Genomic DNA, 26,517 nt, shown 5'->3' with positions numbered 1-26,517 from the left:
GGCAGCCCCCGCTGAAACCCGCGGCAACCCTGCCTGATGACGGTTAATTCGTGACTGCCTCACCGTTCGTTGCCCCGCGCGCGCCCTCGAGCGCCTCGCGGATTTCCTTGGGCTCGTAATTCTCGTCGTGCTTGGCGAGGATTTCCTGCGCTTCAAAGGTGCCGTCGACGTAGCGCCCCTGCCCGATCATGCCTTGGTTCTCTTCGAACAGGTCCGGCAGGATCCCGGTATAGACGACCGGGATCGTCGCGCCGCCGTCAGAGACCTCGAACCGCACCGTCTCGCCCTCGTCGCGCACCAGAGATCCCTCGACCACCAGCCCGCCAAGCCGGAAGACTTCCTCGGACTCAGGCGGCGCCGCCACGACTTCGGACGGTGCGCGGAAGAAGTTGATCCCGTCGCGCATGCCATAGCCGATCAGCGCCGTCGCTCCGGCGAGCGCGACGAACGTCAGGACGATGACCTGAACCCGTCTTTTCTTCTTCAGCGAACGCATCGTGGCATCCTCTCGATGGCCCCTGCTTCTTCGGGCCGGCAAATATTCCGGGGGAGTCGCCTCAAGGCGACGGGGGCAGCGCCCCCTCCCCGCCGGCCGTCAGGCCGGGACATCCTGCGCGCGCCGCAAGGCGCGCACCGCTGGATCAGGCGCCCTTACGGGAACACCGGCGCGAGGCGCAGCCCCTCACCCTCGTCCAGCCCCAGCATCAGGTTCGCGTTCTGCAACGCCTGTCCCGACGATCCCTTGGCGAGGTTGTCGAGCGTCGCGATCACGATCGAGCGTCCGGCGATGCGGTCCGCCACGACCCCGATGTGGCAATAGTTCGAGCCCCGGATATGCCGGATCGAGGGGTGCTCGCCTTGAGGCAGGACAAGAATGAACTCTTCCGACGCGTATCGGTCCGCCAGCGCGGCGTGCACCGCATCCGCCTCGCCGTCGACATAGACGGTGGCAAGGATCCCCCGGTTCGCCGGGATCAGATGCGGTGTGAACTGGACCTGCACCGGCCGGCCCGCGATGGCGGAGAATTCCTGGTCGAACTCACCGAGGTGGCGATGCACCCCGCCGACCGAATAGCCGTGCGCGCCTTCCGACAGCTCCGCGTGCAGCAGGTTCTCCTTCAGAGACCGCCCGGCCCCGGAGACGGCCGCCTTCAGGTCGATCACGATCCGGTCGAGGTCGATGACTCCCGCCTCGATCAGCGGGCGCAGCGCATATTGCCCGGTTGCGGCGTTGCAGCCGGTGCCCGCCACCAGTCGCGCACCCGCGATATCGTCCCGGTAGAACTCGGTCAGGCCGTAGACGGCCTCTTTCTGCATTTCCACGGCAGCGTGTGGCTTGCCATACCATTTCTCGTAGTCCGCCGGATCGCGCAGGCGGAAGTCGGCGGAGAGGTCGACGATCTTGAGCGTCCGCGGCAGCTCGCTGATGACTGCCTGGCTGGTCGCGTGGGGGAGCGCACAGAAGACGAGGTCGATACCGTCAAAGGACATCTCCTCGATCGTCGTCAACCGCGGAAGGTCCAGGTGGCGCAGATGCGGGAAGACCTGCGCCATCTCCATCCCTGCCTTCGAATTCCCCGAAAGCGCGGCAATCTCCATGCCGGGATGTGTGGCGATCAGGCGGACGAGTTCGGCCCCCGTATAGCCCGATGCCCCGAGAATCGCGATTTTTGCAGTCATATTGTTATCCGTAGCGCTGGCCCGCGCGGGGCCTCGTAAGGTCTGGTCGGGTCCCGTCGGGACCGGGATCATCGGGGCTCAGGCGGCCTCGAACGTGATCTTGCGTCGCAGGAACGTCGTGGCGTGATTGCCGAAGCGCTTGGGGTCCCCGGTGGTCAGATAGGCACTCTCCGTGCCTGATCCCAGCATCTCCGGTCGCCGGCCGAGGTAGTCGGCGAGGCTCTCGGCCACAAGGTTGGCCTGGCTGAAGACCTTCACGTCGGGCCCGAGCGCGTCCTGGAACACCTCGGCGACCAGCGGGTAGTGCGTGCAGCCGAGCACGGCCGCATCGGGGCTCGGCATCTTGCGCAGCAGCGCGTCGACATGGCTGCGCACCAGAGCTTCGGCAAGGATCATGTCGCCGTCCTCGATCGCGTCGACCACGCCGCCGCAGGCCTGCGCCTCGACATCCACGCCGATCGCGCGGAAGGCGAGCTCCCGCTGGAACGCGCGGCTCGATACCGTGGCGGGCGTGGCAAACAGCGCGACATGCTTCACCGCCACTTCGCGCGGCGGCGAGTTGTCGCCCCACTGCCGCTCGGTCAGCGCCTCGATCAGCGGCACGAACACACCGAGCACCCGCTTGCCGGGCGGGAGCCAGTTTTCCTGCATCCGGCGCAGCGCAGCAGCGGACGCCGTGTTGCAGGCGAGGATGACGAGGTCGCAGTCCGCCTCGAACAGGCGGGCGACGCAGGCGGTCGTCAGCTCATAGATGTCCTGCGCGTCGCGCACGCCGTAAGGCGCATGCGCCGAATCCGCGAGATAGACGAACGGAACCTCCGGCAGGCGCTTCTGCACCGCGTCGAGAACCGTGAGCCCGCCGAGCCCGCTGTCAAAGATACCTACGGCCATCCTTCGATCTGCCCTTCTGCGCCTCTGTCGTCCGCGACTTGTACTTGTCTTCGAACTCGAAGCCCATACCGTAGCGGATCGGACGCGGCGAAAGGGCGTAGGTCGATTGCCGCAGGTATTCCATCAGTGCTTTCGGCTCCGAGCGTCGGGCCAGAAGTTCGGCCCGGTCGACCGGCTCGCCGATGACCACCCGGACCGGCGTGCCGGCGCGGCGCTTGAACTCGCGGATCAGCATCGCCATCCGCAGCGTCGTGTGGACGTGGCTCGCGATCTGGAACAGCCGGCTGTTCGCGCCCTCGAAGAAGACCGGGACGACCGTCGCCTCAGAGCGGGCGATCATCTTGGCCGTGAAGGTCCGCCAGCCGGGGTCCATCGGTGGCGTGAACGGCTTCACCGAGGTCGAGACGGTGCCGCCCGGAAAGATCCCGATCGCGCCGCCTTGCGAGAGGTAGGACAGCGCATTCGCCCGCGTCTCGAGGTTCAGGCGCGCGGCCTCTTTCGTCTCGTCGAAGGAGATCGGCAGGATCACCCGTTCGAGGTCCGGCGACTTGCGGAAAATCTGGTGGGCGAGAACCCGGAAATCGCCGCCCCGCCGCTCCGACAGGATCCGTCCCATCATCAGCCCGTCGAGCACGCCGTACGGATGGTTGGCGACCACGATCAGCGGACCGGTGCGCGGAATGCTGTCGAGCGTGCCACCCATGACGTCGAGCGTCAGGCCGTAACGTTCGGTGATGACCTGCCAGAAATCGGCACCGCTCGCGACTTCGAGGTCGTAGCCGCGCGCCTTGCGAATAAGGGACAAGCGCCCGGTGGCATTCTCCATCACGCGGATCATGGCCCGGCCCGACCTCGTCGTTGCCGAGGTGGCGTAAGTGATGTCCTTGGCGACGTGACGCTCTGCCATGTCCTCACCCTGACGTTTTCCAACAAATATGCCGACACTTCGCATAAAAGAAGTGCAATCTGTTGCGAGGGAGAGCCGATCGGCAGCGCAATCTTTCGTTACGTTCGGTCACATCTGACGCCGGATTGTCGCGCTTTTGAGGAATACTTAGTGCGGGAGTGTCATTTCATTGCCGAATTGATTTAGATACTGGCTCCGGAAAGTTCAAAAACGCATGGCAAGTACAGCACCCATGGATTGGGACAAACTACGCATATTCCACGCGGTCGCGGATGCCGGCAGCCTCACGGCCGCCGGTGACACGCTGCACCTCAGCCAGTCCGCCGTGTCGCGCCAGATTCGCGCGCTCGAGGAGAGCCTGAACACGACCCTGTTCCATCGCCACGCCCGCGGTCTGATCCTGACGGAGCAGGGCGAGCTGCTGTTCGATGCGACCAAGTCGATGAACAAGCGGCTGGAGGCAGCCTCCGCCCGGATCCGGGATTCAGAGGAAGAGGTCTTCGGCGACCTCAAGGTCACGACGACGATCGGCTTCGGCACGCTCTGGCTCGCCCCGCGGCTGGTGAAGTTCTACGAACGCTACCCGGATCTGCGCATCGACCTGATGCTGGAGGAACGTGTGCTCGACCTGCCGATGCGCGAAGCCGACGTCGCGATCCGCATGAAGGAGCCGAGCCAGGCCGATCTGATCCGCAAGCGGCTGATGTCGGTGCACATGCGGCTCTATGCTTCGCAGACCTACCTCGCCGACCGGCGTCCGGTCGAGACGATGGAGGATCTGCGCGATCACCGGCTCGTCTGTCAGAACCCGGGCAGCGCGCAGGTTTCGGCGTCGACCTCCCTGACGCAGCACCTGCTGTCGCATGATCTGCCCAGCCTGCTGACCGTGAACAACTATTTCGGGGTGTTGCAGGCGGTGAACAACCACCTCGGCGTCGGCATTCTGCCGGACTACGTCGTCGAGGATTTCCCGGACCTCGTCCGGGTCCTGCCCGAAGTGGAAAGCGCCGAAGTGCCGGTCTTCCTTGCCTACCCGGAAGAGCTGCGCCAGTCGAAGCGGATCGGGGCGTTCCGTGATTTCGTGCAGGAAGAGATCATCGCCCACCGCAGCAAGTTGCGTGAGGCGCTGGCCTCCTGACCCGGCCGGTTAGCTGTCTGTCGATTCGGACGTTGCCCGGCCGGATCCGACGCAGCCTCGGCATTCGCATTCTGGCGCGGTCAGCTCGGGTCGCCGGCGTCGGGGATGCAAAGGCGACCGCGCCCACCCTGCGAGTTGTCGCGGCTTCACCCGGCGAGTTGAGTTCGGGCGGAATTCACCCCGTATCAACAGGGTTGAGACCGAAATTCCTTGCCGAGCGTCCTGAGACATGTCGGCAACGCATGGCCGGTTTGTGAGCGCGGCGGCCAAATCGAACTTGATCGTTCACATATTGCCTCCTATTTCATCTCTCGAAGGCGGTGACGCGCAGCGCCATCATCTTCATACCTCCCTGTTGGACTTCGCCGGGCCTTTGGCCCGGCTTTTTTTATGTTTAACAGGATGTTTGGGTGAGTTGCGCTTGCATCGGCCCGCACGGCAACGCTGCCATCAATGCAATTGCTGCCGTACCGTCGTCGTCAGTTCGGTGAGGGAGAAGGGCTTCGGCAGGAAGACGGAGTTCGGGATCCGGGTCTGGTTCTCGGCGATCGATTCCTCGGCATAGCCCGAGACGAAGACCACGCGCGTGTCGGGCCGGTTGCCGAGGGCCTCGCGCACCCAGGTCGGGCCGTTCTTGCCGGGCATAACGACGTCCGTGACGAAGATGTCGACCTTCAGCGCCGCGTCGGACAGCATGTCGAGCGCATCTTCCGCACAGCTCGCTTCGAGGACGGTATACCCACGCAACCGAAGCGCGCGCGAAGCGAAGGCCCGGACCGGGGCCTCGTCCTCGACCAGAAGCACCACGGCGTCGTCATCGACCTGCGGCTCGGCCGGCGCCACGTCCGGACCGGGCAATGCACCGGTCGTGAATTTCTCGGGCCCGTCATCGCGGGCGGGGAAGTAGAGCGTGAAGGTCGTCCCCTTCCCTTCTTCGCTGTCGACGAAGATATAGCCCCCCGTCTGTTTCACGATGCCGTAGACCGTCGAGAGGCCAAGGCCGGTGCCGTCACCCGACTCCTTCGTCGTGTAGAAGGGTTCGAAGATCTTCGCGCGCATCTCAGGCGGAATGCCGATCCCGGCGTCGGCGACATGGAGCGCGACGTAATCGCCGGGCGGCACGGTCGCGCGGTCGCGTTCCAACTGATCGGCGATCGAGAAATTCTCCGTCCAGATCCGGATCTCGCCGCCCGCCGGCATCGCGTCGCGGGCATTGACGACGAGGTTCATCAACACCTGCTCCAGCTGTCGCTTGTCGCCACGGATCGGGCTCAGACCGGGGTCATGGCTCAGGGACAGCGTGATGCGTTCGCCGACCAGCCGGTTGAGCAGATGGGTCAGGTCCGACAGCGTATCGCGCAGGTCGAGATGTTGCGGGCGCAGGTTCTGCTTGCGGGAGAAGGCAAGCAGCTGTCCGACAAGGCTCGCCGCGCGGTTGGCGTTCTGGTGAATCTGCACCAGGTCGGAATAGTCCGGGTCACCCTGATCGTGGCGCAGCAGAAGCAGATCGCAATGGCCCGAAATCGCGGTCAGCAGGTTGTTGAAATCATGCGCGACCCCGCCGGCAAGCTGACCGATGGCCTGCATCTTCTGGCTTTGGACGAACTGGGCCTCGAGCGATTTGAACTCGGTCACGTCCTTCAGGACGATAATCAGATGACGCTCCCCCTCCGGTCCGGCCGGGTTAAGAGCGACCTGCACGAACCGCTCGCTCGGTGCATTGGTGATCCGCAGGAACTCCGGCTCCGTCGTGCGCTGTGTGGTGCGGGCCGCATCGCGCAGCCACTCGGCAATCGGACGGCCCAGCCCGTCGAGAAGGTCGCCGAGGCGCGGGTCCCGTCCCATGTCGGCATGCAGCAGATCGCGGGCCTGCCGGTTGGCTTCGAGTATCTCACCCCCGACCGCCACTTTCAGCAGAGGGACCGGCATCTCCTCGATCGCGTCCCAGCCAGGACCGGCGCGGTCGGGTGCCTCGCCCTCGCCGGGGATGAGATAGACCTCGCGCCTGCCACCACTGCCCTGCACTTCGGCGACGATGCAGTGAACCGGACCGTCGACGCCCATCACGCGGTGGCGGCGGCCAGAGACGAGGGGCAGCTCGCTGAATACCGCGTCGAGCGACTTTACCCGCCCGCCCATCAACCGGCGGAAGGCCTCGTTCATGTAGAGGATCGTCCCGCTCGGCCCGGCGGTGAGCATCGGAAGGGTCAGCGCGTCGCCGCCCCGTGCCGCCGGCTGACGCTCCCCCTCTTCCAGCAGGCGCCAGAGGAAGATGTCCTCCCCCATGCGCTGGACGGTGAGACGGACAGCACCGGCGCGGGTCACGATATCCTCGGACGCGAAGCCGGTGGACTGGGCCCGGCTCTGCATCCGGAACAGGACGGCGCCGGGGTTGGCGAAGATATCGGTCAGAACGAAACCGAGCGTGTCGACGAAGGGGTCGTGGAAACGCGTGCGGGCCGCGAGGTTGCGCTCGCGGATATCGCCCGCCTCGTTCGTGACGAAGGCGACCTGCGTGTCATTACGGATGAGCTCCCCCGCCGCCCGGAGGCGGATGGCGTGCCCGTGGCGTGTGTATAGCAGCCAGAGATACCCGGCGAGACCAGTCACCAGAAGCGCCCAGCCGACAAGACGCAGCCCTGCGGCATAGGTCGGATCAGCAGTCAGCGCGCCGGTGACCAGCACACCGATGGCAATCAGCATCACGATCCATGGACGCATGTCGACGCCGCTTTCGACGCCATCCCTCGGCAGAAGTTTTCCCGAACGCGCCGGCGTCACTGCCCTCTCCTTCCGATTCGACCCAGGTCGTAGTCGACAGGAAGATTCTTACCGTCCCCCTAAGACATGCCGACTATAGGGGTGAAGGAGGCAAATGCAACCTTAAGTTGTTCTCGGGCCCCGCTGGAAGACGGCGAGATAGAAGCCGTCGCCGGTCTCGCTCGGGTCGATGCGGTGCTCGTCGATCAGCGACCAGCGTTCGTGCGCGGCGAGGAAGGCAGCCGCGCGATCCTCGTTCTCTTCCTTGAAGACGGAGCAGGTCACGTAGGCGAGCCGACCTCCAAGGCGGACATTGGCGCCGACGTCCTCGAGTATCTCCGACTGGATGCCGCAGATCCCGGCAAGCCGGTCGGGCGTCAGCATCCATTTGCCTTCCGGGTCACGCCGCCAGGTACCGCTGCCCGAACAGGGCGCGTCGCACAGCACGAGGTCGTAGGGAGCTTCGTCCTTCAGCTCGGCAGTGGTGCGGTAGCCGATGTCGACTCCGGCCCGCTGCGCGCGCGCCGGCAGGTCCGACATCCGGTCGGGGTCGATATCGTGCGCGTGGACCTCGGCATCGAACAGGTCGCAGAGCGCGAGGGACTTCCCGCCTGCCCCGGCGCAATAATCGAGGATGCGGCTGTCGGAAGGACCGGCCAGCCGTGCGATCACGGCCTGGGACGAGGCATCCTGAAGCTCGGCGAGGCCCTCTTCAATCACCTCGCTCTGCGGCAGCCGGCGCGCGCCTTCGGTCACGGTGATCGCGGTTTCGACCGTCGGGTGCGGCTCGGCGCTGATCGAGACTTCGGACAGCCGTTCGATCACGTCCTCGCGGTCGATGTTGAGCGTGTTGACCCGAAGGTGGATCGGCGCGCGATCCCGGAGTGTACGCATCACAGTTTCGGCGCGGTCGCCAAGCGCCTCCTCGAAGCGCGGAAGCAGCCAGTCCGGCACGTCGAGCCACTCCGCCCGCGTCAGCTCCCGGTCGATGGCGAGCTCCGGCTGCGACAGGGGTGCAGGCGCATGGCCGCGCCCGTTGAAGACATCAGAGACGGAGACGCCGGCGGCCCGGAGCGCACCGATCATCAGACCACGCCCGGTGTCGGTGCCGCCGAGCCCGGAGTAGGACCGCCGCCGCCGCACGGCGTCGAACACGAGGTCGCGGATCGCGGCCCGGTCGGACGAGCCGGCATAGCGCGCGTTACGTGACCAATGCCGGTAAGCACCGTCGAGCGACGAGCCCCCGAGCCATGCGTCCAGGATCTCGATCGCGCTTGCGAAACGGGCGGCTGGCGTCACCTCGTCCCTCCTCGGTCTGGCGGGTTTCAGGTCATGACGACGGGCTAGCGCGCAATCTTGGCACAAGCGCGAAGCCCGTCGGGCATATCGAAGGCTCAGCCGATACGGTAGTTCGGGCTTTCGCGGGTGATCTGCACGTCGTGCACGTGGCTTTCCTTGAGGCCGGCGCCGGTGATCTTCACGAAGGTGCAGTTGCTGCGCATCTCCTCGACCGTGGCGCAGCCGGTATAGCCCATGGCCGCCCTGAGACCGCCGACGAGCTGGTGGATCACCGTGCCGGCGGAGCCCTTGTAGGGCACCTGCCCCTCGATCCCCTCGGGGACGAGCTTGTCGGTGGCCGCGTCCTTCTGGAAGTAGCGGTCGGCCGAGCCGCGCGCCATCGCGTCGAGGCTGCCCATGCCACGGTAGGATTTGTAGGTCCGGCCCTGGTAGAGGATCAGCTCGCCCGGGCTTTCGTCCGTGCCGGCGATCATGCTGCCGACCATCGCGCAGGACGCGCCGGCGGCGATAGCCTTGGCGAAGTCGCCGGAGAACTTGATGCCGCCATCAGCGATCACGGGCACGTCGCCCGCGGCGGCGGCGCAATCCATCACGGCAGTCAGCTGCGGCACACCGACACCGGCGACCATGCGCGTGGTGCAGATGGAGCCCGGACCGATCCCGACCTTCACCGCATCGGCGCCGGCCCCGATCAGCGCCTTCGTGGCCTCTCCGGTGGCGACGTTGCCGGCGACGATCTGGACTTCGTTGGACAGCGTCTTCGCCCGCTCGACGGCACGGGCGACACCTTCCGAGTGGCCGTGCGCCGTGTCGATGACGATCATGTCGACACCGGCATCGACGAGCGCCTGGCTCCGCTCGAAGCCCGCATCGCCGACGGTGGACGCCGCGGCGACCCGAAGCCGACCGAGCCGATCCTTGCAGGCGGTCGGGTTGAGCACGGCCTGTTCGGTGTCCTTCAGGGTGAGCAGACCGGTCAGCCGGCCTTCCTTGTCGACGACCAGCAACTTCTCGATCCGGCGGGCCTTCATCAGGCTGCGCGCCTCGTCGAGGTCGGCGGGTTCGGTCAGCATGGCGAGGTTGTCGGAGGTCATCATGACGCGGACCGGTGTCCGGTCATCCGCGGCGAAGCGCATGTCGCGGTTGGTGACTATGCCGACGACGCGACCATCCTCACCCACGACGGGGAAGCCGGTGACGTTGTAGCGCTCCATCAAACCCCGCGCGTCGGCGAGCGTCTGGTCGGGCGTCAGCGTGATCGGATTGTAGACTATGGCGGAAACGAAGCGCTTCACCTGCCGGACCTCGTCGGCCTGCGTGGCGATGTCGAGGTTGCGGTGAATGACGCCCATCCCGCCGGACTGGGCCATGATGATCGCCATCTTCGCCTCGGTCACCGTGTCCATCGCGGACGACAGCAGCGGGATGTTGAGTGCGATCTCGCGGGTCACCTTCGTGCGCGTATCAGCGGTCGAGGGTAGAACCGACGATGCCGCGGGAACCAACAGAACATCATCAAAGGTGAGTGCCTCACGAATCTCCACGGGTCTGCTCCTCGGATTGCTTCGTTTGGCGCGTCCCTATCGCACGAAGCCGGAGGGGGAGAAAGGGCGAAACGACCTCAGACCGCGCCTCTCACGAAGGGGTCGTCGCGGAGGTCGCGGGACGGCAGGGCCGGCCTGGCGCCCTGTGTCGCGCGCCAGTAGAGCGCGAGCACAGTGTCCGCGTCCGGCCACTCGGTCGTGACGATGATCCTGATGTGGCGGGACAGAACCGTCCGTGCCAGCAGCTCGTCCCCGTCGGCGAGCGCCTTGGCCGCGACGCGGTTGGCGAGCACCTGTCCCGGCTGGCTGTCGGCGATGTCGGCGAGCCGGACCAGCAGCGCGCCGACATCGAGCCCCGGCACCCGGTTCAGCGGCCGCTCGCCCGCCAGCGCCAGCGCGGTTTCGATGAAGGGCGCGGGGGTGCCGAACCAGCGGATTGCGGCGTGCGTCACCGTCAGGTGGGCGGAGATCGCGCTCGCCGTGCCATGCTGCCGGAGCCACCGCGCATAGGCGATGCAGGACCTCGGGTCGCAGGCGTCGGCATCGCGCCAGACCTGGAAGCGCCCGGGAACGCGGCCCTCCGCGCCCGGCAACGCACACCCCGCATGAAACGCTGCCTCGGCGAGCGCGGGAACGCGCGAGACCCGCTGGCGTGAGGCACCGAGCAGCTGCCCGATGTCCTCCGCCCAGCTCCGCCGCAGAGCCCGCGCGGCGATGGAAGCAGGCTGCGCGCCGGCCAGGCGGACAGCCTCGGTCAGGGCGCGGGCACGTATCGCCTCGAGCTGCGGATCGCCGACCGCCGCGGCCTCTTCGTACCGGGCGAGACGGTCGCGGACCACGGCCAGCCCCCCGGCCCAGCGGATCGAGGCAACCGCGCGCGCCATCGCGACTTCATAGAGCCGCCGGCCATCAGTCGCATCCGCCGGCTGGTGCGACAGCAGCGTCAGGACCTCGGACAGTCGCGTCCAGTTCTGCGCGCGGACGAGATCGCCGACGATCGTCTCCAGCTCCTCAACGTCGGCGCCCTTCGGCAGGTGGTCGACGATCGGCATGTGAAGGACGGCGCGCCCCCGGACGACCTGAAGTCGATACACGACGGCGTCGGAGAGTTTCGAGCCGAACCTCAGCAGCGCGGCGAACAACAGGATGACGAGCCCCGTGAGGGTGGGCTCGCCGAAATCAACACTCATGAACATACATCCCGGAGGGGTCAGGCAGCGGCGGCAGGTTGGATGCGATCTGCGGCCATAAGCCGGCCATAGAATGGCACAAATCTGGCTCGTCGTTCGAATGCCAAGGGACGCCGGTTTCGCACGCTCAACATCGCCATCGGTGACGCTATGTTGCCGGCAACGCACGCGATAGGCACACCATGTCCAACGATCCCCTCGTCATCTTCACGCCCTCCGGCAAGCGGGGCCGATTCCCCGCAGGTACGCCGGTGCTGACCGCGGCCCGGCAACTTGGGGTCGACCTCGATTCCGTCTGCGGCGGTCGCGGTATCTGTTCCAAGTGCCAGGTCACGCCGGGCTACGGCCAGTTCTCCAAGCACGGGCTGACGGTGGCCGAGGACGCGTTGTCTGAATGGAACGCGGTCGAGCAGCGTTACGACGACAAGCGCGGCCTGCCGACGGGGCGACGGCTTGGCTGTCAGGCGCAGATCCTGAAGGACATCGTCATCGATGTGCCCCCCGAAAGCCAGGTTCACCGGCAGGTCGTGCGCAAGGCCGCGACGGTCCGGGCGGTCACGATGGACCCGGCCACGCGGCTCTATTACGTCGAGGTGGAAGAGCCCGACATGCACGAGCCGACCGGCGACTTCGAACGCCTGTCCCGCGCCCTTGCCGAACAATGGGACATCCACGATCTCGCCATCGACTTGCGGACGCTGTCGCAACTCCAGCCCAAACTGCGCAAGGGCGGCTGGAAGGTCACCGTCGCGCTGCACAAGTCGGCAGAGACCGACGGCCATGCCCTGCTCGACCTGTGGCCCGGCTTTTTCGACGGGCCGCTCTACGGGCTTGCCATCGACCTCGGCTCGACCACCATCGCGGCGCACCTGACGGACCTTGTCACGGGCGAGGTGACGGCCTCGGCCGGGATCATGAACCCGCAGATCCGCTTCGGCGAGGATCTGATGAGCCGGGTCAGCTACTCGATGATGAACCCCGGCGGCGCGTTGGAGATGACGCGCGCGGTGCGCGAGGCGCTGGACCGTCTGAGTGTCGAGATTGCCAAGGAAGGCGGGATCGAGCCGGCGCGCATCGTCGAGACGGTCTTCGTCTGTAACCCGGTGATGCACCACCTGCTGCTCGGCATCGACCCTGTGGAGCTGGGCCAGGCACCCTTCGCGCTCGCGACCTCCGGGGCGATGCACCTCGCGGCGAAGGAGCTCGGCCTCACCTCGATCAATCCGGGTGCGCGGACCTATATCCTGCCCTGCATCGCGGGGCATGTCGGTGCGGATGCCGCCGCCGTCGCGCTGTCGGAAGAGCCGGAAAAGAGCGAGGACCTCGTCCTCATCGTCGATGTCGGGACCAACGCCGAAATCCTGCTCGGCAACCGCGACGGTGTTCTCGCCTGTTCCTCACCCACCGGACCGGCGTTCGAGGGCGCACAGATCTCCTCGGGCCAGCGAGCGGCGCCCGGCGCGATCGAGCGGGTGGAGATCGACGCCACAACGAAGGAGCCGCGCTTCAAGGTGATCGGCTCCGACCTCTGGTCCGACGATTCGGGCTTCGCCGCAGAGACCGCCGTGACCGGCATCACCGGTATCTGCGGGTCCGGCATCATCGAGGCGGTGGCCGAGATGCGCATGGCCGGGCTGCTCGACGCGTCGGGCCTGATCGGTTCTGCCGAGCAGACCGGGACGCCGCGCTCGATCCCCGAGGGTCGGACGCATTCCTACGTCCTGCACGACGGCACGGCGGAGAACGGGCCACTCATCACGATCACGCAGGGCGACATCCGCGCGATCCAGCTGGCGAAATCCGCACTCTACGCGGGCGCACGGCTGCTGATGGACCAACTCGGGGTCGACGACGTGGACCGCGTGGTGCTCGCCGGGGCGTTCGGAGCGCATATCTCGCCCATACATGCGATGGTGCTTGGCATGATCCCCGACGTCGCGCTGGAAAAGGTCACCTCCGCCGGCAACGCGGCCGGCACGGGCGCGCGCATCGCGCTCTGCTCGCGCGCCGCGCGAAGCCGGATCGAAGATCAGGTCCGCCGGATCCACAAGGTCGAGACAGCGATCGAGCCCCGCTTTCAGGAGCATTTCGTGGCCGCGAACGCGATTCCACACGCCACCGCGCCCTTCCCCCACCTCTCCGCGCTGGTGCCGCTGCCTGCGGTCCATTTCAACGCGGGCGGTGGCGACGATTCCACGAAAAGACGCCGCCGCCGTCGCGGATAGGTCACCTTGCCGCCGGTTTTGGGTGCTTGTTTGCCTCCGACCGACGCAGGGTGGGCCCCGATGACACACGACACTCCGAAACGCTGGCCGGTGACGCCCGGCACCTTCCGCATCGCGATGGCGATGCTGGTGCTGTTCGCCGGGATCACCGCGGCGCGGATGGCCGGCTTTGGCAGTGCGGAGATGGTCGACTACCACGTCTTCCGCCTCGCCGGGGCGCTGACGCTCGACGGGCGGGTGACCGAGGCCTACGACTTCGCGACCTTCGCGGAGGAACAGGCGCGGCTGCCGGGGGCGACGCTGTTCATGCCGTGGACCTACCCGCCGCAATTCAATCTCGTGACGGCGGCACTTGCGTCCGTTCCGGCGTGGCTCGGCCTCCTGCTCTGGACCGTGCCGCTATTGCTGGCCTTCGCGGCATTGACCCTGCGGATCGACCGGCGGGCCGGCATGCTGGCGCTGATGCTGGTGCTGCCCGCCATTGCCGTGTCGATCCGCTCGGGACAGAACGGGCTGCTGTCGGCCTGCCTCGTCGCGCTGGCTGCCTCTGCGACGTTGTCCGGCAACGCCCGGCGCGAGGGCCTGTCGCTCGCCCTGCTCGCCTACAAGCCGCACCTCTGCATCGGCCTTGGCGCGGCGGCGCTGTTCGCGGGGCGCTTCCGGACGATCGCCATCGCGACTGGCGCACTCGCGGTGATCCTAGCCCTCTCCACGCTGCTGCTCGGCCTGCCCGTCTGGACCGCCGTGGCGGAGAGCGTGGCCCGCTCGGGCGAGCATCTCACATCAGGGGAATATCCGCTGTTCCGGATGACATCGGTTTTCGCTTCGGCCCTGTCGGTCGGGCTGCCGTCCTCCGTCTCGATGATCTGCCAAGGCCTCTTCGCGCTCGTCGCGCTGACGGCCGTGGGCTACGCAATCCGCGCAGGATGGGCCCCTCGGCGCCAGGTGGCACTTGCGATCTTCGCCACCTATTCGGTCAGCCCCTACAATTACGACTATGACGTCGTTGGCCTTGCCATCGCGCTCGCCATCGCGTGGCCGGACCTCGAGTCGACGCTGGACGTGACCGCCCGGCGCCTGTTCTGCATCACCACGCTGGTCGTGACCGGCTGGGGCCTGCTCGCCACCGGCCTGCAACAAGGCCTTCCCGGCGCGCCTGCGCTGATCGCACCGCAGGGGCTGCTGTTCGCGGGGTTGGCGGCGGTCACGCTCTGGACCTTCCACCGGGTCGAAACGCGGCCGGAGACAAGCCCTAATGCCACGAGGGCCGACGTCCTGATCTAGCTCTTGGTCGCCCTGAAGACGAGGTGCCCGGCGAAGGCCAGCTTGATCGCGTTCTCGTAGAGCACGGCCTTCTCCGACTGCTTCTTCTCGCGCGAGAGAAGCTCGTTCAGGATCGACAGCCGGAAATAGGGACCGAGCTGTTTCCGGTTCGCCGACCAGTGATGCAGCAGCAACGACAGCGCGTCCGTCCCGGCATAGAGCGCATCCAGCCGGAACCCGTTGTCCTGCAGGACCGTCTTCCAGCCGAGCGCGGAGAAGTGGAACAGGCTGTGCCAGTGATAGGGCTCGCCGCCCGACAGCGAGCCGAAGAAGATCCCGTCATCCTTCAACACCCGGCGGATCTCCTTCAGCAAGTCCTCGGGGTGCCGGACATGCTCGAAAACCTGATTGGAGAAGACGAAGTCGAAATGTTTGTCCGGGAACGGGATATTCACGCCGTCATAGATCTTCACGCCCTCGGGGAGGTTGTTCAGGTCGGCGACATTGTAGCTCTCGGCGATCTCGATGCCGTTCCAGTCCGTGCCGGCATTGCGGTCAAGGAACATCGGTTTCGATTTCGCATGACCGCAACCGACATCTAGGACCGACGGTGCCCCGTCCTTCGGAAACAGCTCGTTGACGAGGTTCTTTCCCGACATCTGCCCGTAGCGCTCGCGAGGCAGGCTGTCGCCCATAAGCTCCACGAGGCTTGCGTAGGCAGGGTTGGAATAGTCCTTGAAACGCTCGAGGACCCAGCCCGGAACGACCTCTCCGTCGCGCTTGGGTTCGACTTTCTTCCTGAAAAACTTCATCTGACAACCGGTCCAGTTCAAACCGGTTCAGGCTAATGCGATTCCCCGTTCGTGACCTAAGGTTATCGAGAACGCCGGCCCTCGCGAATGCCAGTTGAACCTTCTCGACCGCCGGTGCTATGAGGCTGCGCAGCGCGGGTATGGTGAAAAGGTATCACGCGAGCTTCCCAAGCTTAAGTTACGGGTTCGATTCCCGTTACCCGCTCCAGTCCGATCTCCCGGAATACCCGACTTGCCCGACCGCTGCGCGCGGCCCACGCTGACGCCGACAGCGGGGAGGACACGATGGGCCGCAGGATCGTGATCTGCATCGACGGCACCGGCAACGAAGTCGGACCGAACGAGACCAACATCCTCAAGCTCTACAAGGCGCTCGAGCAAAGCGGGGATCAACTCGTCCACTATGTGCCCGGCGTCGGCACCTTCGAAGGCTCCCGCCTGTCCTCGAACGCGGCGGTGCGCAAGACGCGCGCCGTGCTCGGCCTCGCCTTCGGATGGGGGCTCGAGGACGATGTCCTCGACGCTTACCGGTTCCTGTGCCGCAACTGGCAGGGATCAACCGACCGCATCTATATCTTCGGCTTCTCGCGCGGCGCCTACGCGGCCCGCATGCTCGCCGGGTTCATCCACAATTTCGGACTGGTGGAGCGGGACTACGGGCGGCTCCTGCCCAAGGTATTTCGCGCCTACCGCGCGGTAACCGACGCCGACTGCGATGCTCCTGCCAACGAGGTCTTCCGCAGCCTGCGCCGCTACGTCGACGTGATGCGGCCCCATCAGGGCGTGCCGATCCGCGCGCTCGGGCTGTTCGACACGGTCAGCTCTATAATCCGCTTCCGACGGCCGCTCCACAACCTGCGCCACCATGGTTCCCTCGTCGAACAGGGCACGCATGCCAATGTCCGCACCAACTGCTCCGTCCGGATCGTGCGCCATGCCTGCGCACTGGACGAACGAAGGTCGCTGTTCCGCAACCTGGGCTGGGAGCGGACCGACTATTTCGGCAACCGGTTTCGCGTCGCCTCCAAACGGCGCCAGCAATATGTCGAGCAGCGCTGGTTCGCAGGCTATCACGGCGACATCGGGGGGTCTCCGCCCGAGGACCGGTCGGGGGTCGGCAAGGTCACCCTTCTGTGGATGCTCGACGGTATCGCAGCGGACGAGGCCGCCGCGGACGCGGAGGATGCCCGTGCCATCGGCAACGTGCCCTCCCGAAGCGAGCCTTCGACGGGTCTCACCTTCCGGCGCGGTGCGCGCAAGCGCTACCTCGAAGGGGACACGACCATTACCACGGTGGACGGCCTGCCCTACGCCAGGCCCGATCCGCAGGGCCCAATTCACGGGTCGTTGAAACTCGGCTGGTGGCCGCTCGAGATCCTGCCGAAGTCGATGACCCGACGCGAATGGCCCCCGGGCCGACCCGGCTTCATCTGGTATTTTCCCCTTGTGGAACCGAGGCGTGTCCCGCCCGGACATATCGCGGATCCGAGCATTGCGGAGCGCGTGCGCGACGATCCCGACTACGACCCGCCGAACCTGCCGGACACCCCGCCCGGGGAAAATCCCGACCTATCCTGAAACTCTCCTGCCCGACGGCCCGTGGCTCCCATCACAAACGCCGCAGAGGCGCCCGACAGGAGAGAGATACATGAACCGCACAATCAAGGCCCTTCTGGCCGTAACCATGCTGACGCCGGTGGCGGCGTTCGCGCAAAGCGACGACATGGCGGAGAACCCCACCGTCGGCGGCGCGCCGATGATGGCCGACATGAACATCGTCGAGAACGCCATGAACTCGCCGATCCACACGACGCTCGTCGCTGCCGTTCAGGCGGCCGGTCTCGTCGAGACGCTGCAGGGTGAAGGTCCCTTCACTGTCTTCGCACCGACTGACGATGCGTTCGCCGCCCTGCCCGAAGGCACGGTCGAAACGCTCGTCATGCCGGAGAACAAGGAGCAGCTCACCAAGATCCTGACCTGCCACGTCGTCGCCGCCAACGCGATGTCCGACGCGATCATGGGCATGATCGAGGATGATGGCGGCAGGCACCCCGTCCCGACCGTCGGTGGCTGCACCCTGCAGGCCTACATGGAAGACGGCGAGATCAAGCTCGAGGACGAAATGGGCAACGTGGCCACCGTCACGACCGCCGACGTCGTCCAGTCGAACGGCGTGATCCACGTGATCGACACGGTCCTGCTGCCCGGTTCCGACGAGGAAGAAGCCTCGATGGACGGTGAGATGGACACCATGCAGAGCGACGGCGACATGGGCACCGAGATGACCATGGACGACAGCGAGATGGACTCCGACATGTCCATGGACGGCAACGACAATCCGACCGTCGGTGGCGCACCGATGATGGCCGACATGAACATCATCGAGAACGCCGTGAACTCGCCGATCCACACGACGCTCGTCGCTGCCGTTCAAGCGGCCGGTCTCGTCGAGACGCTGCAAGGTGAAGGTCCGTTCACCGTCTTCGCCCCGACGGACGAAGCCTTTGCCGCCCTGCCCGATGGCACGGTCGACACGCTGCTGATGGAAGAGAACCTCGGCCAGCTGCAGAAGGTCCTGACCGCCCACGTCGTGCCCGGCACCTGGACGACCCAGGCGCTCATGGATGCCGCCGACAGCGACGGTTTCGTGCAGCTTGAAGCGGTCTCCGGCGACGCGCTGACCGCGCAGGTCTTCGACTCCGGCAGCATCTACATGTTCGACGAAAGCGGCAACGTCTACGAAGTTTCCACCGCCGACGTCATGCAGTCCAACGGCGTGATCCAGGTCGTGGACGGAGTTCTTCTCCCGAACTGAGCGTTATGACCCCTCGTTTGGTTCGATGAAGAAGTCCCCCCGTCACCCGAGTGGCGGGGGGAACTTTTTGTCAGGGGGTCTCTTCCGGGCTCAGAGCCCGTATTTCTTCAGGAATGTGACGAGCCCGGCGGTCGAGCCGTCCTTGCCGTCCGCAGTCTCCTTGCCCTCGACGACCGGTTGCAGCGCAGTGGCGAGCTCCTTGCCCAGCTCCACGCCCCACTGGTCGTAGGAGTTGATGCCGAGCACAGCGCCCTCCACGAAAACCCGATGCTCGTAGAGCGCGACGATCCGGCCCAGCATCGCCGGATCGAGCTGCGGATAGGCCAGCGTGGTCGAGGGGCGGTTGCCCGGAAAGACCCGGTGTTTCGCCTGCCGCTCCAGCTCATCGCCCTCGAACTTGTCCGCGACCTTGCCGCGCGCCTCGTCGAGGTCGCGCCCCTTCATCAGCGCCTCAGACTGCGCGAGGCAGTTGGCGACCAGAAGCTGGTGCTGGTGGTGCAGGTCGCTCTCGTGACCTTCGGCAGCGACGAGAAATTCGCAAGGAATCACCCGCGTCCCCTGGTGGATCAACTGGTAGAAGGCGTGCTGGCCGTTCGTGCCCGGCTCACCCCAGACGACGGGGCCAGAGTCGGTCGCGAGGTCCTCGCCATCCATGCTGACGCCCTTGCCGTTGCTCTCCATCTCCAGCTGCTGGAGGTAGGCGGGCAGCCGCATCAGCAAGTTGTCGTAAGGCAGAACGGCACGGGTGGCGTGGCCGCAGACCTGATTGTGCCAGATGCCGACGAGGGCCAGCATCGCCGGCATGTTCTCGGTCCAGTCGGCCGCCTTGAAGTGGCGGTCCATCTCCTGCGCGCCGCGCAGGAAGGCGCGGAAGGCATCGCCGCCGATCGCGATCATGACCGATAGGCCGATCGGGCCCCACATCGAATAACGTCCACCGACCCAGTCCTCGAACCCGAAGACGCGGGACGGGTCGATGCCGAAGTCCGCCGTCTTGTCGGCCGCGGTGGACAGCGCCGCGAACTGCGCGGCGGGATCGGAGACCGTCTCGCTCATCCACGCCTTCGCGGTGCGCGCGTTGGTCATCGTCTCGATCGTGGTGAAGGTCTTCGAGGCAACGATGACCAGCGTCGTCGCCGGGTCGCACTGGCGCAGGACTGCGGCGACATCGGCCGGATCGACGTTGGAGACAAAATGCGTGCGGGGCCCGTCGTGGTAGGGCGCGAGCGCCAGCGTCGCCATGACGGGGCCCAGGTCGGAGCCACCGATGCCGATGTTGACAACGTCGGTGATCTTGCCGCCCTGCCCTGCGAATGCGCCGGACCGGACGTCCTCGGCGAACGCCTCCATCCGGTCGAGCGTGTCCAGCACGCCCGGCATCACGTCCTTGCCATCCACTTCGATCGGGCCGCCGTCGAGGTTGCGCAGCGCGGTGTGCAGCACGGCGCGGCCCTCGGTCTCGTTGATCTTGTCGCCCCGGAACATGGCGTCGCGTCGCTCCGCCACGCCGGCCTCGTCGAGCAGCTTCAGCAGCAGCTCACGGCCCTCGGAATCGATGTTGGTCTTCGAGTAGTCGAACAGCATGTCGCCCATCGCGACCGAGAAGTCCTGCGCCCGCCCGGCGTCTTCGAACAGGGTCTCGAAACGACGGTCGGCGACCTTGTCGTGGTGGGATTTCAGGCTGTTCCACATGTTCTTAGCTCTCCGCCCAGTGAACGATTGCATCGCGCAGGACCGCGGCGACCGGCGCCTCGTCCGGCGACAGGTGACGCGCCTTCTCGAGCGCCTCGCGCTTGTCCTGCCCCTTGATGAGGATGTGCGTCGACATCGCCCCCTTCAGCACCTTGGCCGACAGGGTGACGCGCGGCTCCGGCGCGCCGGGCGCGCGCATCGGCACGATCAGCCGGTCCCCGTGCAGCGCATCATCGAGGCGATCGGCACCGGGGAAGATCGACGCGGTGTGCATGTCCGACCCCATGCCGAGCAGCAGGATCGACAGCGGCAGCTCGTCCTTCAGACTCTCCTCGATCTCGTCGAGCCGGTCCTCCGGCGCGTCGCCCTCGAGATAGAGCGGAACGTATTTCGCCGCCGCCGCCTGATCGGTCAGCAACCGCTGGCGCACCAATCGGGTGTTCGACCGTTCGGAGCTCTCGGGCACCCAGCGTTCATCCGTCAGCATCACATGCACCCGTTCCCAGTCGAGATGCGTGCCGCAGAGCGAGTCGAACACCGGTCCTGGCGTCGTCCCGCCCGGCACCGCCATCGAGGCGAAATCATGCCGCGCGAGGCACGAGCGAAGCTCGCCGGCCAGCCGGTCGGCAAGATCCATCATCATCATCTCGGAATCGGGATATTCCTTGAGTTCCATCGGGTCCTCCCCTTCTTCGCCGATCACGTGGGGCAAGGCCGCCGTGGCGGCTCTGCTGCGGGAAGCGCGCGCCGACACAGACCGCCGGCGCTTGCGCCCACCCTAGCCTTTTATCTCACGCCAGCGGCGTCCGTCGCGATGCATCAGCATCAGGCTGTCCTCCGGACCGGCCGACCCGGTGTCGTAATGCTTCGGGACATCGCCCCGCGCAGTCCAGCCCTCAATGATCGGATCGGTCCAGGACCAGGCCGCCTCGACCTCGTCACCGCGCATGAACAGTGTCTGGTTGCCACGGATCACGTCCATGATGAGCCGTTCGTAGGCGTCCGTGACGTCCTCGGCCTCGTCGCCGAGGGCCTGTGCGAAGGTCATGTCGAGCGGCACGTCGATCAACCGCATGCCGCCCGGTCCCGGCTCCTTGATCGTGACCTGCAGGTCGATCCCCTCGTTCGGCTGGAGCCGGATCGTCAGCACGTTGCGATGCCGCGCCTCGTCGCCTTCGAAGATCGAATGGCCGAGATCCTTGAAGACCACGTTGATCTCGGAGCCCCGCGCCTTCAGCCGCTTTCCGGTGCGCAGGTAGAACGGCACGCCGGCCCACCGCCAGTTGGCGATGTGGCACTTCATGGCCACGAAGCTCTCGGTGTGGGTGCGCGGGTTCTCGACATCCTCGCGGTAGGACGGGCTGGATTCGGTCGCGTCGTATTGGCCACGCACGATGTGATGGTAGTCGACCGGCTGCAGCGCGCGGATCACCTTCAGCTTCTCGTCGCGGACGGCGTCGGCCTCGAACTGGTTCGGGGCCTCCATCGCGATAAGGCAGAGCAGCTGCATCAGGTGGTTCTGCACCATGTCCCGCATTGCGCCGGACTTGTCGTAGTACCCGCCCCGGCCACCGACACCGACCGTCTCGGCCACGGTGATCTGGATGTGGTCGATATAGTGGCTGTTCCAGAGGGGCTCGAACAGCACGTTTGCGAAGCGGACGGCCATCAGGTTCTGGACCGTCTCCTTCCCGAGGTAATGGTCGATCCGGTAGATCTGGTCCTCGGCGAAATGCTCGGCCAGCGTCGCGTTCAGCTCCTTGGCGGTTTCGAGGTCGCGGCCGAAGGGCTTTTCCACCACGAGCCGGCTGCTGCGGTCCGCGATCTTGTGTTTGTGAAGCCGCTCGGCGAGCGCGCCGAACAGGCTCGGCCCGACGGAGAAATAGAAGGCCTTCACGACCCCGTCGCGCATCAAGCTCTTAAGCTGGTCCCAGCCTCCGTCGCCGGTCGCATCGACGGCCACGTAATGAAGCTGGCCGAGGAACGCCTCGAGCCCCTTCTTGTCCTTTGACTCGGGCCCGCCGAATTCCTGGATCGCGGCTTCGATCTCGGCGCGGTAGCCGGCATCGTCGAAATCCGATCGTGCGGCGGCGATGACTCGGGACTCGGCCGGCATCTGCCCGGCGAGAAAACGGCGAAAGAGGCCCGGCAGGATCTTGCGGCGGGCGAGATCGCCCGTGCCGCCGAAGATCACCAGGTCGAAATTGTCGACGGGGATGACGCGCGAAACCATGGCTACCTCTCGGTTCTGCCCGCGTTAGCGGTAACGCGGGGTGCTTATCCGCCTCCCGGCCCCATGTCTAGCAAGTGATGCCCGGATTGCCAGACCCCTGCTCATCCGCGTGATTGCCGGTCACGCACCACCGCGCCGCCGGACGGTCCGCATCACGCTTCGAGTTCGGCGTCCCAATAGAGGAAATCGACCCAGCTGTCGTGCAGGTGGTTCGGCGGGAACTTCCGCCCCATGTTGCGCAGCTCTTCCGAGGCCGGGCGACGCGGGGCCTTGCGCAGAACAAGCCCGGACTGGCGCAGGCTCTTGCTGCCCTTGCGCAGGTTGCAGCGCGAACAGGCGGCCACGACGTTCTCCCAGCTCGTGATGCCGCCGCGGGCGCGTGGCACCACGTGATCGAAGGTCAGATCACCCTTCGCACCGCAATACTGGCAGCAGAATTCGTCCCTCAGAAAAAGATTGAAGCGCGTGAATGCCACGCGCTTCTGAGGTTTCACGTAATCTTTGAGGACGACGACCGAGGGGATGCGTATCTCGGTCGAGGGGCTCCTGACGGTGTGGTCGTACTCCGCCACGATATCCACCCTGTCGAGCCAGGCCGCCTTGATCGCCTCCTGCCAGGGCCAGAGGCTGAGCGGGTAGTAGGACAAGGGCCGATAATCCGCGTTCAGCACCAGTGCCGGGAAGTGTTTCAGCCCAGAGGGCTCCCTCACGAAGTGAGTCCTGAAGTCTCCGTCCATGCTCGAGTCCGATCTCGCCCTGCTGCCTCGACCCCGGTGCCGGGACGGTGCCGCCGCCCTTCGACCAAGGTCGACTATATCTGGCGGAAAACACTAGGCAAGCCCCACATGTTGGCCGCGCCGCCAAGCATCGCTTAGGCCGATTCTGTCACGTGACTGTGACGGTCGGAGCGTCAGGAATAGCCGAGCCGTTCGCGCATGAATGCGAGCGCGACCGACAGTCCGTCGGGCGCGATGCCGTGGCCGGTCCCGCGCATCAGGTGCGCGTAGACTTCCGTCCAGCCCGCTTCCTGCAGTGCTTCGGCAGCCTGCGGCAGCGATTCCACGGGCACCACGTCATCCTCGTCGCCATGCACCAGCAGGACCGGCGGACGGCAGACGGCCTCATCGGTGAGCAACTCGGGCTCCAGCAGCCGGCCCGAGAAGGCGACGATCCCCGCGACCGCGTCCTCGCGGCGGGGGCAGACATGCAGCGCCATCATCGTGCCCTGACTGAAGCCGAAGACCATGACCTGCTCGGGCAGGAGATCCTCGTCCACCATGACCCCGTCGAGAAATGCGTTGAGGTCGGCGGCGGCGCGGTCGAGGCCCTGACGGCTCTCTTCTTCCGAAGAGCCGTCGATCCACGGGATCGGGAACCACTGCAGCATCCCCGGCGCAGCAATCGAATGTTCGGGCGCATCCGGCGCCAGGAACAGCGTGTCGGGCATATGCTCCGACAGCGGCTCGGCGAGGTTGATGAGGTCGGCCCCGTTGGCGCCGTAGCCATGCAGGAACACGACGGCCGAACGGAGATCGCCGGATACCGGCTCTTTCCGTTTCGCCATGAGCGCGCGCGTTACCATGTGACCTCCCGACCTTTGGTGCGCAGGTAATAGGCCCAGAGTGCCCAGGCCGCAACAGAGCGCCACGGCGACCACGCCTCCGACATGTCACGCAGGGCCCGCGCGGTCGGGCGCGCCGGCAGATCGAACAGCATCCGTGTCCCTTCCTGCAGCGCGACGTCCGCGGGCGCGAAGACATCGGCCCGTCCGAGCGAGAGCATCGCGTAGATCTCGGCCGTCCAGGGCCCGATGCCGGGCACCGCCGTCAGCGTCGCGATCACCTGATCGGTCGGTAGCTCGCGCAGCGCCGCGTAGTCGATCTTCGCCTCCGCCAGCGCGCGGAAGTAGCGCTGCTTGGGCCGCGTGAGCCCGACCTCCCGCAGCAGCTCGTCCGAGGCCGCCTTCACGGCCTCTGGCGTCGTCAGTCCGGCCGCATCGGCGCGCGCCCGGATGGCCAGCGCCGACGCCGTCGAGACCTGCTGCCCGATGATGAGGAACAGAAGCTCGCGAAACCCCTCGTCGCGGAGCTTCAGCGGCGGCGGACCGGATTCCGCGATGAGCGCGGCGAAGCGCGGCTCCGCCCGCGCCAGCCAGGCCGCGCCCTCTTCGACGTCTCCCGCATGGGTGATGACCCGCTCCGTCAACGGCGGATCGCCCAGGCGAAGGCCTCGTCCGCCGTCTCCACGCGCTCGCAGGGATAGCCCGCAGGCCGTCGCAGCAGGACCACCGGGATCGACAGCTTCCGCGCCGCCTGCAGCTTGCCGTAGCCATCTGCCCCGCCGGAGTTCTTCGTCACGACCCAGTCGATTCCCCGATCTGTCATGGTTTTCGCCTCGTCCGCCACGGTGGCTGTCGGTCGCCCGACGATCCAGTCACCGCCCGCAATCGGAAACGGTTCGAGCGGCGGGTCGATCCTGCGGCAGAAGATGCGCCGACCTTCGAGGTTGGCGAAACCCGCCAGCGAGCCCGGTCCGACCGCAAGAAGCACTGTCGCTCCGTCCGGAATCAGCCCCGCCGCCTCTTCGGCGCGGTCGATCAGATGCCAGTCGTCGCCGTCGCCCGCCCGCCATTCCGGGCGAAGCAGGCGCAGGTAGGGCAGACCTTCAAGATCGCAGAGCTCCTTCGTGCGCCGGCCGATCCGGGCGGCGAACGGGTGGGTCGCGTCGATGACGGCGGAAATCGCGTTGCGACCAAGATACTCGGCGAAGCCTGCCGCGCCGCCGAACCCGCCGGTCCGGGTGGGCAACCCGGTCGTCACGGGATGACGCGTCACCCCCGCAAAGGACAGCACGGCCGGGACTCGCGCCGCCGCCAGGCGCTCCGCCAGCTGCCGTGCTTCCGCGGTGCCGCCCAGCAGCAGAAGGGTCATGTCCGCTCCGCGACAATGGTGCCCGCGCGGTCGATCACGATGATGCCGACCGTGATCTCCGGCCCGGCGAGCGCCTGTGCCTGCTCTTGCGCACGGCGCGCGATCGCCTCTGCCAGCGGGTCTCCGGCAATCTCCCATGCGCCGAGGACACTTGTGACCTGTTCGAGCTCCGGCATGTCCGTCCACGCGGCCAGTTGCGCGAAGTCCGCCTGGCTTCGGCCGGAGTGCAGGTCCGTCGCGCCCTGCGCCAGCTTCGCCAGCTTTCCGATACCACCGCCGATGGTGATGCGCGGCACCGGGTGGCGGCGCAGGTACTTCAGCAGCCCGCCGACGAAATCGCCCATGTCGAGCATCGCGTGATCGGGCAGATCGAGATGGTGCTGCACGGTCCGCTCGCTCGTCGCGCCGGTGCAGCCGGCGACATGGGTCAGGCCGGCGGCGCGTGCCACGTCGATGCCCCTGTGGATAGAGGCAATCCACGCCGCGCAGGAGAAGGGCCGGACGATCCCGGTCGTCCCGAGGATGGACAGTCCGCCCTCGATACCGAGGCGGGGGTTCCAGGTCTTCCGAGCCAGCGTTTCGCCGCCCAGCACCGAGATTGTGATCTCGACCCCCGGATGCTTGCCATAGGTCATGGCGAGATCGGCCACGACCTCGTCCATCATCGCGCGCGGCACGGGGTTGATCGCAGGCTCTCCCGGCGGAATTGGAAGGCCCGGTTTCGTCACGGTGCCGACTCCCTCGCCGGCCCGGAAGACGACGGCGTCGGCGTCCCGCACGCGGACCCGGATTTCGGCGCCGTGCGTGACATCGGGATCGTCCCCGGCGTCCTTGATGATCCCCGCCTCGGTCCAGCCGTCCCCGTCCGCACGATGCGAGAGCGCGAAGCGCGGCGTCTCGCCCCGCGGCAGGGTGATCGAAACGGAGTCGGGCCACGCCCCGCCCCAAAGCCGCGTGAGCGCCGCCTTCAGGGCAGCGGTCGCACAGGCGCCGGTCGTCCAGCCGCGGCGCAGGTCTCTGTTCGGAGGGCGGGCCATCGGGGCGACCCTAGCTTGGCCGCGCGCCGGGCGCCATTCTCCGTTGCAGGCCCCTTCCCTCACCTGCGCCGACGCGCCATAAAGCGGATGTGAACGAGGTG

Annotated in this window: 22 protein-coding genes, 1 tRNA gene and 1 pseudogene; 7 read left to right on the top strand and 17 right to left on the bottom strand. The window is 66.5% G+C overall.

Features of this window, described 5'->3' with window-relative positions; all coding sequences use genetic code 11:
- Nucleotides 1–43: 43 nt before the first annotated feature.
- The 4 genes from ccmE to I8N54_RS08510 all read right to left on the bottom strand — a co-directional run bounded on the left by ccmE (nucleotide 44) and on the right by I8N54_RS08510 (nucleotide 3,478).
- Complete coding sequence (gene ccmE, locus I8N54_RS08525) at nucleotides 44–496, bottom strand: cytochrome c maturation protein CcmE (protein ID WP_140192972.1); 453 nt, start codon at nucleotides 494–496, stop codon at nucleotides 44–46.
- A 155-nt stretch (nucleotides 497–651) separates the two neighbouring features.
- Nucleotides 652–1,680, bottom strand: a complete 1,029-nt coding sequence (gene argC, locus I8N54_RS08520) for an N-acetyl-gamma-glutamyl-phosphate reductase (protein WP_140192973.1) — start codon at nucleotides 1,678–1,680, stop codon at nucleotides 652–654.
- Between the two features lie 78 nt (nucleotides 1,681–1,758).
- Complete coding sequence (locus tag I8N54_RS08515) at nucleotides 1,759–2,571, bottom strand: glutamate racemase (RefSeq protein WP_140192974.1); 813 nt, start codon at nucleotides 2,569–2,571, stop codon at nucleotides 1,759–1,761.
- Nucleotides 2,552–3,478: a lysophospholipid acyltransferase family protein gene (locus I8N54_RS08510; RefSeq protein ID WP_140192975.1), complete on the bottom strand. Its 927-nt coding sequence runs from the start codon at nucleotides 3,476–3,478 to the stop codon at nucleotides 2,552–2,554. The genes I8N54_RS08515 and I8N54_RS08510 overlap by 20 nt, the downstream gene beginning before the upstream one ends.
- A 232-nt stretch (nucleotides 3,479–3,710) precedes the next feature.
- Between I8N54_RS08510 and I8N54_RS08505 the strand changes: the two genes are divergently transcribed.
- Nucleotides 3,711–4,616, top strand: a complete 906-nt coding sequence (locus tag I8N54_RS08505; protein ID WP_140192976.1) for a LysR family transcriptional regulator — start codon at nucleotides 3,711–3,713, stop codon at nucleotides 4,614–4,616.
- A 450-nt stretch (nucleotides 4,617–5,066) separates the two neighbouring features.
- Here the strand turns inward: I8N54_RS08505 and I8N54_RS08500 are convergent, their stop codons facing one another.
- The 4 genes from I8N54_RS08500 to I8N54_RS08485 form a co-directional block, all read right to left on the bottom strand.
- Nucleotides 5,067–7,337: an ATP-binding protein gene (locus tag I8N54_RS08500; protein ID WP_140195532.1), complete on the bottom strand. Its 2,271-nt coding sequence runs from the start codon at nucleotides 7,335–7,337 to the stop codon at nucleotides 5,067–5,069.
- Between the two features lie 162 nt (nucleotides 7,338–7,499).
- Nucleotides 7,500–8,675, bottom strand: a complete 1,176-nt coding sequence (locus I8N54_RS08495; protein ID WP_140192977.1) for an RsmB/NOP family class I SAM-dependent RNA methyltransferase — start codon at nucleotides 8,673–8,675, stop codon at nucleotides 7,500–7,502.
- 95 nt (nucleotides 8,676–8,770) lie between these two features.
- Entirely contained in the window at nucleotides 8,771–10,219 is a 1,449-nt protein-coding gene (gene guaB / locus I8N54_RS08490) for an IMP dehydrogenase (protein WP_140192978.1), read from the bottom strand.
- Nucleotides 10,220–10,296: 77 nt separating this feature from the next.
- Nucleotides 10,297–11,409 (bottom strand): hypothetical protein, encoded by a 1,113-nt coding sequence (locus I8N54_RS08485; protein ID WP_140192979.1) that lies wholly within the window; start codon nucleotides 11,407–11,409, stop codon nucleotides 10,297–10,299.
- Nucleotides 11,410–11,591: 182 nt separating this feature from the next.
- On the opposite strand from I8N54_RS08485, the gene I8N54_RS08480 reads away from it, so the two are divergent.
- Both I8N54_RS08480 and I8N54_RS08475 read left to right on the top strand, forming a co-directional pair.
- Nucleotides 11,592–13,634, top strand: a complete 2,043-nt coding sequence (locus I8N54_RS08480; protein WP_140192980.1) for an ASKHA domain-containing protein — start codon at nucleotides 11,592–11,594, stop codon at nucleotides 13,632–13,634.
- Between the two features lie 60 nt (nucleotides 13,635–13,694).
- On the top strand, nucleotides 13,695–14,918 hold the full coding sequence (locus tag I8N54_RS08475) for a glycosyltransferase family 87 protein (protein ID WP_140192981.1): 1,224 nt from the start codon (nucleotides 13,695–13,697) through the stop codon (nucleotides 14,916–14,918).
- On the opposite strand, the gene I8N54_RS08470 is transcribed toward I8N54_RS08475, so the two are convergent.
- Nucleotides 14,915–15,709, bottom strand: a complete 795-nt coding sequence (locus I8N54_RS08470; protein ID WP_197097450.1) for a class I SAM-dependent methyltransferase — start codon at nucleotides 15,707–15,709, stop codon at nucleotides 14,915–14,917. The two genes, I8N54_RS08475 and I8N54_RS08470, sit on opposite strands and share 4 nt — an antisense overlap.
- A 134-nt stretch (nucleotides 15,710–15,843) precedes the next feature.
- On the opposite strand from I8N54_RS08470, the gene I8N54_RS08465 reads away from it, so the two are divergent.
- The 4 genes and pseudogenes from I8N54_RS08465 to I8N54_RS20160 all read left to right on the top strand — a co-directional run bounded on the left by I8N54_RS08465 (nucleotide 15,844) and on the right by I8N54_RS20160 (nucleotide 18,524).
- Nucleotides 15,844–15,917: transfer RNA gene (locus I8N54_RS08465), tRNA-Gly, on the top strand.
- 77 nt (nucleotides 15,918–15,994) lie between these two features.
- A complete protein-coding gene (locus tag I8N54_RS08460) occupies nucleotides 15,995–17,287 on the top strand; it encodes a T6SS phospholipase effector Tle1-like catalytic domain-containing protein (RefSeq protein ID WP_140192982.1) in 1,293 nt (430 codons plus the stop codon).
- 106 nt (nucleotides 17,288–17,393) lie between these two features.
- A pseudogene (locus I8N54_RS20165) lies at nucleotides 17,394–17,915 on the top strand (fasciclin domain-containing protein); the annotation flags it as partial.
- A gap of 75 nt (nucleotides 17,916–17,990) precedes the next feature.
- On the top strand, nucleotides 17,991–18,524 hold the full coding sequence (locus tag I8N54_RS20160) for a fasciclin domain-containing protein (protein ID WP_231592628.1): 534 nt from the start codon (nucleotides 17,991–17,993) through the stop codon (nucleotides 18,522–18,524).
- A 90-nt stretch (nucleotides 18,525–18,614) separates the two neighbouring features.
- On the opposite strand, the gene pgi is transcribed toward I8N54_RS20160, so the two are convergent.
- The 8 genes from pgi to I8N54_RS08415 all read right to left on the bottom strand — a co-directional run bounded on the left by pgi (nucleotide 18,615) and on the right by I8N54_RS08415 (nucleotide 26,416).
- Nucleotides 18,615–20,216 (bottom strand): glucose-6-phosphate isomerase, encoded by a 1,602-nt coding sequence (pgi, locus tag I8N54_RS08450; protein ID WP_140192984.1) that lies wholly within the window; start codon nucleotides 20,214–20,216, stop codon nucleotides 18,615–18,617.
- Between the two features lie 4 nt (nucleotides 20,217–20,220).
- Nucleotides 20,221–20,892, bottom strand: a complete 672-nt coding sequence (gene pgl, locus I8N54_RS08445; RefSeq protein WP_140192985.1) for a 6-phosphogluconolactonase — start codon at nucleotides 20,890–20,892, stop codon at nucleotides 20,221–20,223.
- Between the two features lie 102 nt (nucleotides 20,893–20,994).
- Nucleotides 20,995–22,449, bottom strand: coding sequence for a glucose-6-phosphate dehydrogenase (gene zwf / locus I8N54_RS08440; RefSeq protein WP_140192986.1), 1,455 nt, complete (start codon nucleotides 22,447–22,449; stop codon nucleotides 20,995–20,997).
- 152 nt (nucleotides 22,450–22,601) lie between these two features.
- A complete protein-coding gene (locus I8N54_RS08435; protein ID WP_140192987.1) occupies nucleotides 22,602–23,186 on the bottom strand; it encodes an HNH endonuclease in 585 nt (194 codons plus the stop codon).
- A gap of 173 nt (nucleotides 23,187–23,359) precedes the next feature.
- Entirely contained in the window at nucleotides 23,360–24,031 is a 672-nt protein-coding gene (locus I8N54_RS08430) for an alpha/beta hydrolase (protein ID WP_140192988.1), read from the bottom strand.
- Nucleotides 24,025–24,654 (bottom strand): DNA-3-methyladenine glycosylase family protein, encoded by a 630-nt coding sequence (locus I8N54_RS08425; RefSeq protein WP_140192989.1) that lies wholly within the window; start codon nucleotides 24,652–24,654, stop codon nucleotides 24,025–24,027. The genes I8N54_RS08430 and I8N54_RS08425 overlap by 7 nt, the downstream gene beginning before the upstream one ends.
- Nucleotides 24,651–25,379, bottom strand: coding sequence for a cobalt-precorrin-6A reductase (locus tag I8N54_RS08420; RefSeq protein WP_140192990.1), 729 nt, complete (start codon nucleotides 25,377–25,379; stop codon nucleotides 24,651–24,653). Before I8N54_RS08420 ends, I8N54_RS08425 begins: the two co-directional genes overlap by 4 nt.
- Nucleotides 25,376–26,416 (bottom strand): cobalt-precorrin-5B (C(1))-methyltransferase, encoded by a 1,041-nt coding sequence (locus tag I8N54_RS08415; protein WP_140192991.1) that lies wholly within the window; start codon nucleotides 26,414–26,416, stop codon nucleotides 25,376–25,378. Before I8N54_RS08415 ends, I8N54_RS08420 begins: the two co-directional genes overlap by 4 nt.
- Nucleotides 26,417–26,517 lie beyond the last annotated feature (101 nt).

The organism is Pelagovum pacificum (assembly GCF_016134045.1).
Taxonomy (GTDB): domain Bacteria; phylum Pseudomonadota; class Alphaproteobacteria; order Rhodobacterales; family Rhodobacteraceae; genus Oceanicola; species Oceanicola pacificus_A.
This window is presented reverse-complemented; position numbering and strand designations above follow the sequence as displayed.